We start from the raw sequence: 14,067 nt of genomic DNA, 5'->3' as shown, positions 1-14,067 counted from the left end.
TACTGTCAGTAGGAATACCGCAGTACGTCACGTCACCCGCCGACTGCCCGGTTGTTCCTGTTCTCGTGGGCGGTCACTCCCCTGCTGATCGGAATGCCCGAGATGCGACAGAGTTCTCTCGTGGTGGTGGCCAACCGCCTCCCCATCGACGACAACGTGGCGCTCGACGGCGCCTGTGAGTGGCGCCGCAGCCCAGGCGGGCTGGTGAGTGCGCTACACCCACTGTTACGACACACCCCGGCGACATGGGTCGGTTGGGCGGGCGGGACAGGCCCCGCACCCAGCCTGCCGGACGTCGACGGGGTGCGGATGCACGCCGTACCGCTGACCGGCGAGGACCTGCGCGACCACTACGAGGGGTTCGCCAACGCGACCCTCTGGCCGATCTATCACGACGCGGTCGAGCAGCCGGAACACCACCGACGGTGGTGGGACGCGTACCAGCGGGTCAACCAGCGGTTCGCGGAGGCCACCGCCGAGGTCGCCGAGACCGGCGCGGTGGTCTGGGTGCAGGACTACCACCTGCAACTGGTGCCGGGGCTGCTCCGCACGCTCCGGCCCGACCTGCGCATCGGCTTCTTCCTGCACGTGCCGTTCCCGCCGCCGGAGCTGTTCATGCAGCTCCCCCGCCGCGCCGAACTGCTCCAGGGCATGCTCGGCGCCGACCTGGTCGGCTTCCAACGGGCCCAGGCCGCGCACAACTTCGCCCAACTGGTCTCGAAGGTGCTGGGCCTGCCGGCCACCGACCGGCGGATCGCGGTCGAGGACCGGGTGGTCCGCATCGGGGCGTTCCCGGTCAGCATCGACACCGCCGAGATGGCCGCGCTGGCCGGTCGGCCGGCGGTGGCGGACCGGGCCCGGCGACTGCGGCACGACCTCGGCAGCCCGGACCAGGTCATCCTCAGCGTCGACCGGATGGACTACACCAAGGGCATCGAACAGCGACTCAAGGCGTACAGCGAGCTGCTGGCCGGTGGCCACGTCAAGGTCCGCGACACCGTGCTGGTGCAGGTCGCCGTGCCCAGCCGGGAGCGGGTCGGTCAGTACCAGATCCTCCGCGACCGGGTGGAACGCGAGGTCGGACGGATCAACGGCGAGTTCGGCCGGGTCGGCGAGCCCGCGATCCACTACCTGACCCAGCCGTTCGACCGGGCCGAACTGGCCGCGCTCTACCGGGTCGCCGACGTGATGGCGGTGACCCCGCTGCGGGACGGCATGAACCTGGTCGCCAAGGAGTACCTCGCCGCCCGGGTGGACGACGCGGGCGCGCTGCTGCTCAGCGAGTTCGCCGGAGCAGCCGCCGAGCTGCCGCAGGCGTACCTGGTCAATCCGCACGACCTGGAAGGGCTCAAGCAGGGCCTGCTCGCGGCGCTGCGGGCCGACCCGGCGGACGTCCGGGCCCGGATGCGGGCCATGCGCGAGCACCTGCACGAACACGACATCCGGGCCTGGGCCCGGTCCTATCTCTCCACCCTGGACCAGAGCGGCGAGCTGGTCACCCACCTCACCAGCGGCTGAGGCGGGTGACTCCGGCCCGGTCCCCGCGGACCGGGCCGGGAGGTCGCGCGTTCAGGGACGGTCGTCGCGGGCCGGGCCCTTGTCCAGCCAGTCCAGGATCGCGTCGATCGGCTCCTGCCACCGCGCGTCGAGCATCAGGTCGTGCCCCATGCCGGGGAAGAGCAGCGGTGCCGAGTCGTACCGGCGGGCCGCCCCGGTCAGCGCCGACGGCGGCACCACCCGGTCGTCCGGACTGCCCAGCACCAGCACCGGCGGGCGGCCCACCGGCGGCTCCGGCTCGGCTCCGGTCAGCAGCCGCCACTGCGCCCGCCGGGCCGCCCGCCCCAACCGACCGGTGTAGCGCCGCGCGTCGGCGTCGGGCAGCTCGTCGCTGAACAACTGGCGGCGGTGCAGACGCAGCCCACCGCCGAAGACCGCCGGCAGCGTGCCGAGCGGGTTGCGCCGCAGCGCGGCGCCGAACGTCGCCCACCCGCCGAGCACCGGCGCCACCAGCACCGCCGCCCGGGCCGGATACCGGGCCAGGGCGTGCGCGACCACCAGTGCCCCGGCACCGTGCCCCACAAGCACCGCCTGGCGTGGCAGGCCCGCCGCCACCTGCACCACGTCGTGGGCGTACGCGCGCAGCGTCGCGTCCGGCGCCGGACCGCTGCCGCCGTGCCCGCGCAGGCTCACCGCGTACGCCGGGAACCCCCGCGCGGCGGCGTGCCCGAGCCAGTGTTCGGCGTACACCCAGGCACCGTGCCCGAAGCCGGGCACGAACAACAGGGGTGGCCGCCCCTCCTCCAGCTCGGGCGTGGCGCCGAGCACCTCACGGCGCACCGGACGCACCGGCCGCGCCCACTCCCAGCTCCGCATCACCCGCACCCGGTCGCTCACGCCGCCGCCTCGCTTCGCTCCCCGACAGCGCGAGACACACCCGCCCTGAACCCAATGGCTCGCTCGCCACGCTCGCTCACGCCGCCGCCTCGCTTCGCTCGCTCACTTGGCCTCCAGGTCGCGCAACGCGCGTTCCAGCACCCGCAGGTAGTCGGCGTGGCCGACCTCGAACCAGTGCCGGGTCGAGTCCTTGACCTGACCCGAGTAACGCTCACCGGCACCGGCCCGGACCCGTGCGGCGAACGCCGTCGCCCGGTCCGGCCGGGTGGTCCGCAGTCGCAGCAGCCGGGCGAAGAGCACGGCCTGCCAGTGCGACAGGGCGAACACGCCGGAGTCCGGTTGGACCAGGCCGGTCACCGCGAGGGTGGGGTGCTCCGGCACGAACGCGTTGAGCCACAACCGGGGACGACCCACGCCCTCGTCGTCGCCGAGGAGCTTTCCGTCCAGGAACTCGAAGCGCGGCAGGTAACCGGTGGCGAAGACGACCACCTCCGGGTCGATCTGCCGACCGTCGGTCAGCTCCACCGAATGCGAGTGGAACCGGGTCACGTCCGGCACCGGCGCGATCGCACCGTGGCCGACGTAGTAGACGAGTTGGCTGTTGGCGATCGGGTGCGTCTCGTACACCCGGTGGTCGGGCCGGGGCAGGCCGAAACGGGTCAGGTCACCGACGGTCAGCCGCAACGTGCGGTGGTAGAGCCACTGGCGTACCCGCAGCGGCACCCGCAACGCCAGCAACGTGTCGTTGACCTGGTCGGCGGGGCGGCCGAAGACGTACTTCGGGGCATACCAGTAGCCCCGGCGGGTGGAGTGCCAGCAGCGTGCGGCCTGTTGGGCGGCCTCCACCGCGATGTCGCACCCGGTGTTGCCGGCGCCCACCACCAGCACCCGCTTGCCGCGCAACTGGGCCGGGTCCTTGTAGGACGAGGCGTGCATCACCTCGCCCCGGAACTGTTCCAACCCCTCGTAGCGGGGCAGTTTCGGCGACCAGTTGTGTCCGTTGGCGATCACCACGGCGGCGTACCGGGAGGTGCGCTCCGGGCCGTACCCGCCGGTGCTGCGGGTGGTGACGTCCCAGCGGTCGTCGCCGACCGGTTCGACCCGCACCACCTCCGTGCCGAACCAGATGTGCCGGCGCAGGTCGAAGTGGTCGGCGTACCGCTCGAAGTAGGACAGCACCCGGCTGTGGTGCGGGTAGTCGGGCCAGTCGTCGGGCATCGGGAAGTCGGGGAACTGGGTGAACGGCCGCGACGAGATCAGGTGCGTGCTGGCGTACACCGGGCTGCGGTCGTGCCGCCAGTTCCAGGCACCGCCGATGCCCGTCTCACGCTCGTAGCAGTCGACGCCGAAGCCGTGCTCGGCGAGGTTCTTGACGGCGGTCAGGCCGCTGGCGCCGGCGCCGATGACGCAGACGGTGTCGCCCCGGTCGGAGACCGGACTGCCGTCACGGCTGCGGGCGAGGGGGGTCGTCTCCGGTTCGGACCGACCGTGGTGCTCGGTGGGGGTGGGCACCGGGGTCTCCTTCGTCTCCGCACGGGTGCCGGGTCGCGCGAAATCCTCTCCACTCCGGAGCGGGATGTCCAGCCCGCCGGAGCGCCGCCGGTCAGTCGGCGGCGGGTATCAGCAGGTCGACCAGGATCGGAAAATGATCGCTGGCACGGCGGGTCAGCGGGGTGTCCAGCACGTCGTAGTCGACCACGGTGATCCGGGGGTCGACGAAGAGGGCGTCGATGCGCCGCCGGGGGTTCGCGCAGGAGTAGGTGAGCCGGTCGGTGCGGTCCGCGGCCACCGCCGTGTCGGTCAGCCCCTCCGCGACGGTCCGCCACGCCGGTTCGCCCGGCTCCTCGTTGAGGTCGGCGGCGGCGATCACCGGGTACGGCGCGGCGGCCAGGTCCCGCCGGAACAGCTCCGCCTGGCCGGGCCGCTCGGTCGGGTCGGTGGACAGGTGCGAGCCGGCCACGGTGAACCGGGCGGACCGGCCCACCACGCAGTCGGCGAACGCGGCGCCGCGCAGGTGCCGCCCGGGGATGAGCGGGAACCGCCGGCACCGGGCGTCGGTCACCCGTACCCGCAGGTCGGTGAGGACCAGGTTGCCCAGGGCGGGCAACCCACCGGCGGCGACCACCAGGCCGAACGACTCGGCCAACGCGGCCGACTTCTCCCGCCACCGGAAGCGACGCGGGCCCTCCTGGACCACCACCACGTCCGGCGCCGTCGTGCGGACCACCTCGGCCAGCGCGGCGGTGTCGTCGCGCTGGCCGTGCACGTTGTACGACACGACGCGCAGCGGCACTCCGGGAGCACCCATGTCAGATCCGTCGGGCGAGGTCGGCCGCGCCGATGACGCCGGCCGAGTTGCCCAGCTCGGCGGGGCGGATGTCGGCCACCGGCAACCGGCTGCGCTGCGCCAACGCATCGGTGAACGAGCGTCGGGTCGGGCCCATCAGCAGGTCACCGGCGTCGATGACGCCGCCGCCGACGACCAGGACCTGCGGGTCGAGGATCTGCGCCATGTCCGCCAGGCTGGTGCCGAGCCAGCGCCCGACCTGGGCGAACGCCTCGGCCGACACCGGGTCACCGCCCTTGGCCGCGGCGGTCACCATCGGACCGGTGATCGCCTCGGCCTCGCCGTCGGCCAGTTCCAGCAGCGCGGTGGCGCGGTGCGGTTCCTGCCGGGCGGCGGCGCGGGCGAAGCGGACCAGGGCGCTGCCGCTGGCGTACTGCTCGATGCAGCCCAGCCGTCCGCAGCCGCACTGGTGGCCGTCGGGCACGGTGAGCATGTGCCCGAGTTCGGCGGCGATGCCGTTGGCGCCCCGGACCAGCTCACCGCCGAGCACGATGCCGCCGCCGACACCGGTGCCGATGGTGAACATGACCATCGAGTCCTCGGCCTGCCGGGCGGCGCCGTAACGGAACTCGGCCCAGGCGGCCACGTTCCCGTCGTTCTCCACGATCACCGGCAGCCCGACGGCCGCGCTGACGTACGCGCGCAGCGGCTCGTCGCGCCAGGCCAGGTTGGGGGCGAACAGGACGGTCGAGCGGCCGGCGTCGATCCAGCCCGCCGCGCCGATGCCGACCGCCTGGATCTCGTGTCCGGAGGCGAGCTCGGTGACCAGTTCGATGATGACGTCCCGCGTCTTGCCGACGTCGTCGGCGGGGGTGTCCCGTCGGGTCTGCACGAGAACCCTGCCGGTGTCGTCGACGACACCGCCGGCCACCTTCGTGCCACCGACGTCGACTCCGATGGTCAGCGTCACCGCTGCCACTCCCCTCTGCTGTGCCACCCCGCGCACCTGCCCTCGCCGGTGGTACGGGTCCTCCCTGGTCAGGCCCCGTCGCCTGGCTCGCCCTGCGGCCCGTTGCCCGGAACGGCCTCCGCCTCCGGTGCGGGCTCGCCCCCCGGTGCGGGCGTACCGTCGGGCACCCGCGAGGCGGGCACCACCGGGCGGTCGCCCGGCGTGCGGCGTGCGGTCGACCCGACCGGCCCGGCGGCGTCGACGGGCGTGGCGACCGGTGCGGCGCCGTCCTCCGCCCGTGTGGCGGCGGACCAGACGTCCCGCTCCGGTGCCGGCTGAGAATCATGCCCGGTACGGGTCGCCTCGCGCCACACGTGATCACTGTCCGGGCTGCGCCCGGCGGTCGTGGACGGGCCGGCGGTGGGCGCCGGGGGGTCGGACGGGGACCCGGCGGGGTCGGGGTCGGGACGGGACGGGGCGAAGGGCGGTGCGGTGGGGTCGGAGTGCGGGTCGGCCGGGGTGAAGGCCCGCAGGAAGCTGGCCAGACCGGCGGCGAGGTCGCCGGCACCGGTGGCAAGCCGTTCGGCGAACTCCGGACTCGGGTCACGCAACGCGCTGATACCTCGACAGACCGGACAGACGCAGCATTCCGCAGCACCGGTGGCGAAACCGGCACCGGCGGTTTCGGTGCGCCCACCCCGGCCACCGGGGGCGTCCTTGTGACCGAGGACACTGGTCACCATCCCACCGAGCGGGCCGAACGGCCCGGCGCCGGGGTTCGCGGCGGCCAGCCGTACGCCGGCCAGCAGAGTGGCGACCAGCCGCTCCGCCTCTTCCCGGGCCGTACCCGGATCTGTCGCACCCATGCTGGGCTCCTCTACCGTGGCGACCAGATCGCCGGACGCGTCACTGCGCCGAACCGAGTGTTTCTACCCGGCGCTTGAGCTGCTTCAACGCAGCATCCATGATCATCTTCTCGGCTTTGCGGCGGAACATCCCGAGCATTCCGACCGCGAGTTCCACCTCGAGCGTGTACGTCACGGTGGTGCCCCCGTCGGCGTCGGCCACCAGGTCGTACGAGCCGCGCTGGGACCTCTGCATCTTCGAGGGCGCCACCAGGTGCCACTCGATGTGGGACAGGTCCTCGGAGTAGCCGTACTCGAGCACGTACTCGTCGGCCATCACCCCGGCGTCGAGGACGAACCGGACCTGGCTGGCATAGCCGTCCTCGTACTCCTCGACGACCTCGGCCTGCCGCACCGCCTCGGCCCACTCGGGATAGCTCGGAAAGTCACAGATCACCGCCACCACCCGGTCCGGTGGCGCGCCGATGGTGATCGACTGGGTGGAGGAGTCCGCCATGGGGGGAGGCTACCCGTCCCGTGGAGGGCCCGCGCCGCGCCGCCCCACCTGCGATGTGCTCCTACGCCGGTCAGACGGTAGGTTTCACTCCAGCCGCCAGGCGGCAGACCCGGCCAGCGAGCACGAGGGAGTGCAGGTGCGCGAGTTCTCCGTCCCGCCGATCGTCACGGTCGGCGATTCCGCCAACCTGACCGACCCGGTCTGGGACAACGCCGAAGCCGCCCCGGACCTGGTCCAGTTCGTCCGACGGGACGACTCCGGCGGATGGGTCGACGTGACCTGCCGGCAGTTCCGCGACGAGGTGGTGGCGGTGGCCCGGGGCCTGGTCGCGGCCGGGGTCCGGCCCGGTGACCGGGTCGCGCTGATGAGCCGCACGCGGTACGAGTGGACCCTGGTCGACTACGCCATCTGGGCGGCCGGCGCGGTCACCGTGCCGATCTACGAGACCTCCAGCGCCGAGCAGGCCGCCTGGATCCTGGCCGACTCCGGCGCGGTCGGCGTCGTGGTGGAGACCACGACGCACGCCACCCTGGTGGCCGGCGTCCGCGACGACCTGCCCGACCTGGCCCACCTCTGGCAGATCGACCTCGGCGGGGTGGACGACCTGGTCGCCGCCGGCCAGGCGGTGGAACCGACCGAGATCGACCGCCGACGCGCGGACCTGCGCTCCTCGGACGTCGCCACGATCATCTACACCAGCGGCACCACCGGCCGACCCAAGGGCTGCGTGCTGACCCACCGCAACATGTACGCCGACATCGCCAACGCCGTCCCGGTGCTGCCGAACCTGTTCCGTCCGAACGCGTCGACCCTGCTGTTCCTGCCGCTGGCGCACTCCTTCGCCCGGCTCATCCAGATCGGCGTGGTGCACGCCCGGGTCACCATGGCGCACTGCGCCGACCCCAAGCACCTGGTCGCCGAGTTGCAGGAGGTCAAGCCGACCTTCGTGCTCTCCGTGCCCCGGGTCTTCGAGAAGGTCTACAACGGCGCGAAGCAGAAGGCCGAGGCCGCCGGCAAGGGCAAGATCTTCGCGCGGGCCGAGGCGGTCGCCATCGCGTACAGCGAGGCGCTGGAGACCTCGTCCGGGCCGGGCCTGGGCCTGCGCCTGCAGCACGCGCTCTTCGACAAGCTGGTCTACGGCAAGCTGCGGGCCGCGCTGGGCGGCCGGTGCCGGGACGCGATCTCCGGCGGCGCGCCGCTGGGCGCGCGGCTGGGGCACTTCTTCCGGGGCGTCGGGGTGACCGTCTGCGAGGGGTACGGCCTGACCGAGACCTCCCCCGCCGCCTCGGCGAACCTGCCGGACTTCACCCGCATCGGCACCGTCGGTCGGCCGCTGCCCGGTGTGACCATCCGGATCGCCGACGACGGCGAGGTCCTCATCGCCGGTGAGCTGATCTTCCAGGGGTACTGGCACAACGACGCGGCCACCGCCGAGGCGATCACCGCCGACGGCTGGTTCCACACCGGTGACCTCGGCTCGCTCGACGGCGACGGCTACCTGACCATCACCGGCCGGAAGAAGGAGATCATCGTGACGGCCGGCGGCAAGAACGTCGCCCCGGCCGTGCTGGAGGACCAGGTCCGGGCACACCGCCTGGTCAGCCAGTGCCTGGTGGTGGGCGACCGGCAGCCGTTCATCGCCGCGCTGGTCACCCTCGACGAGGAGGCCCTGCCGGCCTGGCTGGAGTCGGCCGGGCTGCCGGCCGGGACCGACGTCGAGTCGCTGCGCGAGAACGAGGCGTTGCGGGCCGAGATCCAGGCCGCGGTGGACCGGGCCAACCAGTCGGTCTCCAAGGCCGAGGCGATCAAGGTGTTCCGGATCCTGCCCCGCGACTTCACCGAGGCCACCGGCGAGCTGACGCCGTCGATGAAGGTCAAGCGTCAGGTCGTCCACAAGACGTACGCGGCGGAGATCGCCGACATCTACGGCGCCTGACTACGATCCGTCACGTGCCCGCCTCGACATCGGCCCTGGCCCGTTCCCACCCGCTCGCCGCGGCGGCGCGGGTGGTCGTGCTCGCGCTGGTCGCCGTCCTCACCCTGCTCGCCACCCGCGACGTGGCCCAACTCTGGTGGATCGCCCTGCTGGCGATCGCCGGACTGCCCGCGCTGCTGGCACCCCAGCACCGCCTGGTCGGGCCGCTGAGCCGGGTGGCCGAGGTGATGGTGCTCGGCCTGGCCGCGAGCCAGGTCGCGGCGGTCGCCACCGTCGGCGGCCACATCGGCGGGCTGGGCGCCTCCGCGGTGCTGCCCTACCTCGCCGTGCCGGTCACCGTGACCGCGCTGCGGCGACGCTTCCGCGAGGGCGCCACGCTGATCGCGGTCGTCGCCGGGACCCTGCTGGTCGCCGGGGCGCTGACCGAGGTCGGCGGGGTACGCCAGCTCAGCCAACCCGGCTACCTGGCGGTCTGCGCCCAATGGCTGATCCTCGCCGCGCTCGGGCTCTACGCGGCCAGCACCCTGCACCGGGTGATGCAGGTCCGGCAGGAGGGCAAACCGCAGCCGTACGCCGAGGCGACCCGCCTGCTCACCCAGCTCCGTACGGTGGCCCGGCAACTGCCCGGGGCGACCCTCGATCCGGGCGGCATCTCCGAGCACCTGCTGGAGGAGTTGCGCACGGTGGCCCGGACCGACCGGGGTGCGGTGCTCTCCGCCAGTGGCGGCGGGCGGCTGGTGGTGCTCGCCCAGATCGGGGCCGACCGGGTCGACTGGGAGACCACGCTCGACGCCGACTCGGCCATCGCCGACGCCTGGGCCAGCCAGCAGCCGCAGACCGCGGCCCGCTCGCAGTCCCGCACGCACCGGGGCAACGACGTCTCCGCGCTGATCGTGCCGCTGGTCGCCGGGCTGCGTACGGTCGGGCTGGTGGTGCTGGAGGCCGACGCCGGGCAGGCGTACCCGCCGTCGGTGGTGTCCCAGGTGACCGCGCTGACCGGTCCGGCGGCGCTGCGCCTGGAGGCGGCGCTCCTCTTCGACGAGGTGCGGTCGCTGGCCACCAACGAGGAACGGCAGCGACTGGCCCGGGAGATCCACGACGGGGTGGCGCAGGAACTCGTGATGGTCGGCTACGGCATCGACAACGCCCTGGCCACCGTGCACGACGACGCCGAGGAGACCGCCGACTCGCTGCGGACGCTACGCCACGAGGTCACCCGGGTGATCACCGAGCTGCGGCTGAGCCTGTTCGAGCTGCGCAGCGAGGTCGACCGGCACGGCGGCCTGGCCGCCGCCATCGCCGAGTACGCGCGGACGGTCGGCGCCTCCGGCGGGCTGCGGGTGCACCTGTCGCTGGACGAGTCCACCGCGCGGCTGCCCGCCGCGACCGAGGCGGAGCTGCTGCGCATCGCCCAGGAGGCGGTCACCAACGCGCGTAAGCACGCGGGAGCGTCCAATCTCTGGGTCACCTGCGAGGTGGATCCCCCGTACGCACAGATCGAAGTGTCGGATGACGGTCACGGCATAGGTGACCAGCGCTCGGACGGGCACTATGGTCTTGCGATCATGGCCGAGAGAGCGGAACGTATCCGAGGCCGGTTGGAGATCAGGCCGCGACAGCCCAGCGGGACGACCGTAGCCGTGGTGGTCGGGTCGTCCCCCCGGCGCGATAACGTTCGCGGTAGCGGCGCAGCAGCAGAAGGGGAGTAACCCGAGGATGACCACAAGCCCGACACCGGCCACTCGTACCAAGGTCCTCCTTGTCGACGATCACGACCTGATCCGTAAGGGCCTGCGCCACGCCTTCGAGCGCGACCGGCAGTTCGAGGTCGTCGGCGAGGCGGCGACGGCGGCCGAGGGCGTACGGCAGGCCGGCGCGCTGCAGCCGGACGTGGTGATCATGGATCTGCGACTCCCCGACGGCAGCGGCCTGGAGGCCACCCGCGCGCTGCGCAAGTCCAGCGCCACCATGGGCATCGTGGTGCTCACCATGTACGCGGGCGACGACCAGCTCTTCGGCGCCCTGGAGGCCGGAGCCAGCGCCTTCGTGCCGAAGACCGCGCCCGCCGACGAGGTGGTCGCCGCCGCCCGGCACGCCGCCTCCTCCCCCAGCGCCTTCACCGCCGCCGACCTGGCCGAGGCGATGAAGCGGCGGCTCGCCCCGTCCGGTCCGCAGCTCTCCCCCCGCGAGGGCCAGGTGCTGCGCCTGCTCGCCGACGGGATGAGCGTCGCCGGCATCGCCAAGCAGCTCTTCGTCAGTGAGTCCACCGCCAAGACCCACATCTCGAAGCTGTACGAGAAGCTGGGTGCGGCCAACCGGGCCCAGGCGCTGATGACCGCGCTGCGGCTCGGTCTGCTCGAGGCCCCTGACGCCCCGAAGTTCTGATCCATCCGTCGCGACTCCCGGCGTCGAGGCCCGTCCTCGCCGCCGGGGCGTCGGGTCGCCCCTCGGCAGGAAAACGCATCTCCGCACGTCAATGACCCTCTCCGTGATCGCGCTATGGCCTCCCGCGCCCAGGCGGGGCAGAATACCGGCCGGGGCGGTGTCGCCCCGGCTGGCGCGAAGGGGTGTGGCATGCAGCGGCCGGACTGGTCACCCGAGACGATCGACGTCGAACGACCCAGCGTCGCCCGCATGTACGACTACTATCTCGGTGGCTCGCACAACTTCGCCGCCGACCGGGCAGCGGCCCGGGCGATGATGGCGCTGGTGCCGGAGGCTCCGCTGATGGCCCAGGCCAACCGCGCCTTCCTGCGCCGGGCCGTGCAGTACCTCACCGCCGCCGGAGTCCGGCAGTTCCTCGACATCGGATCGGGCATCCCGACCGTCGGCAACGTGCACGAGATCGCCCAGCGGCACGCCCCCGACTCCCGGGTGGTCTACGTCGACGTCGACCCGGTGGCGGTGGCGCACAGCCGGGAGATCCTGGCCGACACCGAGCGGGCCACGGTCGTCCAGGAGGACTTCCGTCATCCCGAGCGGATCCTCGCGCATCCCGACGTCAACGCCCTGATCGACTTCTCCGAGCCGGTCGCCGTGCTGGTGGTCGCGGTGCTGCACTTCGTACCGGACGACGACCGCCCGGCCGACCTGCTGCGTACGCTGCGCGAGGCGCTGGCCCCCGGCAGCCACCTGGTGCTCTCGCAGGCCAGCGACGACGGCCGCGACGAGGCCGAGCGGGCCGAGGCCGAGGAGGTCTACCAGCGCACCGACAGCCCGCTGTGGGTGCGCAGCCGGGCCGAGCTGACCGCGTTCTTCGACGGCTTCGAGCTGGTCGAGCCCGGGGTGGTGTGGGTGCCGCAGTGGCGTCCGGAGACCCCGGAGAGCGCCGAGAACGCCGAGCAGGCGGTCTTCCTGGGCGGGGTCGGGCGGCTCGGTGGTTGAGCCTCCGGACGGCCGTTCCTGCGCCGGCACGTTCGCCCGCGCCTGGGCCAAGGCGGTCTCCGGGACCAGCTACCTGCCGATGCCGCACGCCCAGTTGGAGCTGCTGTTGCAGCAGCTCACCGACCAGCTCGCCGAGGCGCTGCGGGCGGAGCCGCTCGACCTGCGGGTGGGCCACCGGGTCGCCAACGAGTTGGTCGCCGCGCACATCGCCTCCGCCGAGGCGCTCGGCCGCACCGTCGAGGTGATCCAGCTCCGGCTGGTCCGCGACCTCGACCTGGTCGCCGACGACATCGAGGACCGGATGGCCCGGCTGCTGGCCGCGATCGCCACCGCCTACGCGCGGGCCCTGCACGACCGGACGCTGGACGAGCAGGAGTCGATCCGCCGGGCCGCGCTGACCGCCCGGGTGGACGCGGAGCGGGCGTTGCGGGCCAGCGAGGCCCGGTTCCGCCACCAGGCCACCCACGACCCGCTGACCGGCCTGCCCAACCGCACGCTGTTCGCCGAACGGCTGGTCGCCGCGCTCGACGGCACGGTCGGCGCCGGACGGCGGGTCGGATTGTGCTTCCTCGACCTGGACCGCTTCAAGCGGGTCAACGACTCGTACGGTCACTCGGTCGGCGACCGGGCCCTCGTGGCGGCGGCCCGGCGGCTGTCGCGGTCGGTGGAGCCGCACCTGGTGGCCCGGCTCGGCGGGGACGCGTTCGTGGTGCTGGTGGAGCGCTCCACCGGCACCGGTGACGTGGTCGCGGTCGCCGAGGCGGCCCTCGCCGCGCTCTCCGAGCCGGTGGTGGTCGGCGGGCACGACGTGACGGTCACCGCCAGCGTCGGGGTGGTGGAACGGCGGGCCGCCGACACCTCCCCCGACGACCTGCTGCGGGCCGCCGGCAGCACGCTGCACTGGGCCAAGTCGGCCGGTGGCGGCGGCTGGGCGCTCTACGACGCCGAACGCGACGGCCGCGAGCAGGCCCGTCAGGCGTTGAGCGCGGCGATCCCCGCCGGTCTGGAGCGCGGCGAGTTCTACCTCGACTACCAGCCGCTGACGTCGCTGCACGACGGTTCGGTGCTCGGTGTGGAGGCGCTGGTGCGCTGGCGTCACCCGGACCTGGGGGTGCTGCGACCGAACAGCTTCATCGGGTTGGCCGAGGAGACCGGGCTGATCGTGCCGCTGGGGGCCTGGGTCCTCGCCGAGGCGTGCCGGGAGGCGGTCGGCTGGACGGCCGCCGCCGGCGCACCGCCGTACGTCAGCGTCAACCTCGCGGTACGCCAGGTTCGCCGACCCGGGCTGGTGGAGGAGGTGAGCGCTCTGCTGCGGCGTACCGGCCTGCCACCGCACCGGCTGCAACTGGAGATCACCGAGAGCACCATGATGAGCAGCGCCGAGGAGCCGGTACGCGCCCTGCGCACCCTGGCCGACCTGGGCGTCCGCATCGCCATCGACGACTTCGGCACCGGCTACAGCAACCTGGCGTACCTGCGTGACCTGCCGGTGACGGAGCTGAAGGTGGCCGGCGAGTTCGTCCGGGGGTTGCGCTCACCGGGCGACCGGGCCAACGAGCGCATCCTCGCCTCGCTGGTCTCGCTGGCGCACGCCCTGGACCTGACGGTGACCGCCGAGGGGGTGGAGACCGTCGGGCAGGCCGAGCGGCTGCGCGCGATCGGCTGCGACGCCGGTCAGGGCTGGCACTTCGGCCGTCCCGCCCCCGCCGAGAACATCCTCGCCCGCATCCGCTGAGGCACCACGCCCGGTCCGCC

Annotated in this window: 12 protein-coding genes; 6 read left to right on the top strand and 6 right to left on the bottom strand. The window is 73.1% G+C overall.

The annotated features are described in order from the left end of the window. Positions 1-102: 102 nt before the first annotated feature. On the top strand, positions 103-1,518 hold the full coding sequence (locus ABZ738_RS21555; protein ID WP_131054834.1) for a trehalose-6-phosphate synthase: 1,416 nt from the start codon (positions 103-105) through the stop codon (positions 1,516-1,518). Positions 1,519-1,569: 51 nt separating this feature from the next. Here ABZ738_RS21555 and ABZ738_RS21550 read toward each other — a convergent pair whose 3' ends face one another. The 6 genes from ABZ738_RS21550 to ABZ738_RS21525 form a co-directional block, all read right to left on the bottom strand. Beyond that, positions 1,570-2,394: an alpha/beta fold hydrolase gene (locus tag ABZ738_RS21550; RefSeq protein WP_357215747.1), complete on the bottom strand. Its 825-nt coding sequence runs from the start codon at positions 2,392-2,394 to the stop codon at positions 1,570-1,572. Between the two features lie 102 nt (positions 2,395-2,496). Next, on the bottom strand, positions 2,497-3,906 hold the full coding sequence (locus ABZ738_RS21545) for an NAD(P)-binding domain-containing protein (protein WP_176094905.1): 1,410 nt from the start codon (positions 3,904-3,906) through the stop codon (positions 2,497-2,499). A 91-nt stretch (positions 3,907-3,997) separates the two neighbouring features. Next, positions 3,998-4,702, bottom strand: a complete 705-nt coding sequence (locus ABZ738_RS21540; protein ID WP_357215743.1) for an endonuclease/exonuclease/phosphatase family protein — start codon at positions 4,700-4,702, stop codon at positions 3,998-4,000. A 1-nt stretch (position 4,703) separates the two neighbouring features. Next, positions 4,704-5,660 carry an ROK family glucokinase gene (locus ABZ738_RS21535; protein WP_176095951.1) on the bottom strand — a complete coding sequence of 319 codons (957 nt, stop codon included), beginning with the start codon at positions 5,658-5,660 and terminating at the stop codon, positions 4,704-4,706. A gap of 59 nt (positions 5,661-5,719) precedes the next feature. Further along, entirely contained in the window at positions 5,720-6,496 is a 777-nt protein-coding gene (locus ABZ738_RS21530) for a hypothetical protein (protein WP_357215740.1), read from the bottom strand. A 40-nt stretch (positions 6,497-6,536) separates the two neighbouring features. Next, positions 6,537-6,992, bottom strand: coding sequence for an SRPBCC family protein (locus tag ABZ738_RS21525; protein ID WP_357215737.1), 456 nt, complete (start codon positions 6,990-6,992; stop codon positions 6,537-6,539). Positions 6,993-7,128: 136 nt separating this feature from the next. Between ABZ738_RS21525 and ABZ738_RS21520 the strand changes: the two genes are divergently transcribed. From ABZ738_RS21520 to ABZ738_RS21500, 5 genes are all read left to right on the top strand, one after another. Next, positions 7,129-8,928: a long-chain fatty acid--CoA ligase gene (locus ABZ738_RS21520; protein ID WP_357215734.1), complete on the top strand. Its 1,800-nt coding sequence runs from the start codon at positions 7,129-7,131 to the stop codon at positions 8,926-8,928. Between the two features lie 14 nt (positions 8,929-8,942). Then, on the top strand, positions 8,943-10,637 hold the full coding sequence (locus ABZ738_RS21515) for a GAF domain-containing sensor histidine kinase (RefSeq protein ID WP_131054281.1): 1,695 nt from the start codon (positions 8,943-8,945) through the stop codon (positions 10,635-10,637). A gap of 7 nt (positions 10,638-10,644) precedes the next feature. Next, positions 10,645-11,313 carry a response regulator transcription factor gene (locus tag ABZ738_RS21510; RefSeq protein WP_088972416.1) on the top strand — a complete coding sequence of 223 codons (669 nt, stop codon included), beginning with the start codon at positions 10,645-10,647 and terminating at the stop codon, positions 11,311-11,313. A gap of 189 nt (positions 11,314-11,502) precedes the next feature. Beyond that, a complete protein-coding gene (locus tag ABZ738_RS21505) occupies positions 11,503-12,312 on the top strand; it encodes an SAM-dependent methyltransferase (RefSeq protein WP_131054282.1) in 810 nt (269 codons plus the stop codon). A gap of 79 nt (positions 12,313-12,391) precedes the next feature. Beyond that, entirely contained in the window at positions 12,392-14,047 is a 1,656-nt protein-coding gene (locus ABZ738_RS21500) for a bifunctional diguanylate cyclase/phosphodiesterase (protein WP_131054285.1), read from the top strand. Positions 14,048-14,067 lie beyond the last annotated feature (20 nt).

It is taken from the genome of Micromonospora sp. NPDC047793 (genome assembly GCF_040642635.1).
Taxonomy (GTDB): domain Bacteria; phylum Actinomycetota; class Actinomycetes; order Mycobacteriales; family Micromonosporaceae; genus Micromonospora.
This window is presented reverse-complemented; position numbering and strand designations above follow the sequence as displayed.

Coding starts and splice junctions, on each gene's coding strand:
- ABZ738_RS21525 (WP_357215737.1), bottom strand. CDS start 6,992: ATGGCGGACTCCTCCACCCAGTCGATCACCATCGGCGCGCCACCGGAC.
- ABZ738_RS21500 (WP_131054285.1), top strand. CDS start 12,392: ATGCCGCACGCCCAGTTGGAGCTGCTGTTGCAGCAGCTCACCGACCAG.
- ABZ738_RS21505 (WP_131054282.1), top strand. CDS start 11,503: ATGCAGCGGCCGGACTGGTCACCCGAGACGATCGACGTCGAACGACCC.
- ABZ738_RS21540 (WP_357215743.1), bottom strand. CDS start 4,702: ATGGGTGCTCCCGGAGTGCCGCTGCGCGTCGTGTCGTACAACGTGCAC.
- ABZ738_RS21555 (WP_131054834.1), top strand. CDS start 103: ATGCGACAGAGTTCTCTCGTGGTGGTGGCCAACCGCCTCCCCATCGAC.
- ABZ738_RS21510 (WP_088972416.1), top strand. CDS start 10,645: ATGACCACAAGCCCGACACCGGCCACTCGTACCAAGGTCCTCCTTGTC.
- ABZ738_RS21530 (WP_357215740.1), bottom strand. CDS start 6,496: ATGGGTGCGACAGATCCGGGTACGGCCCGGGAAGAGGCGGAGCGGCTG.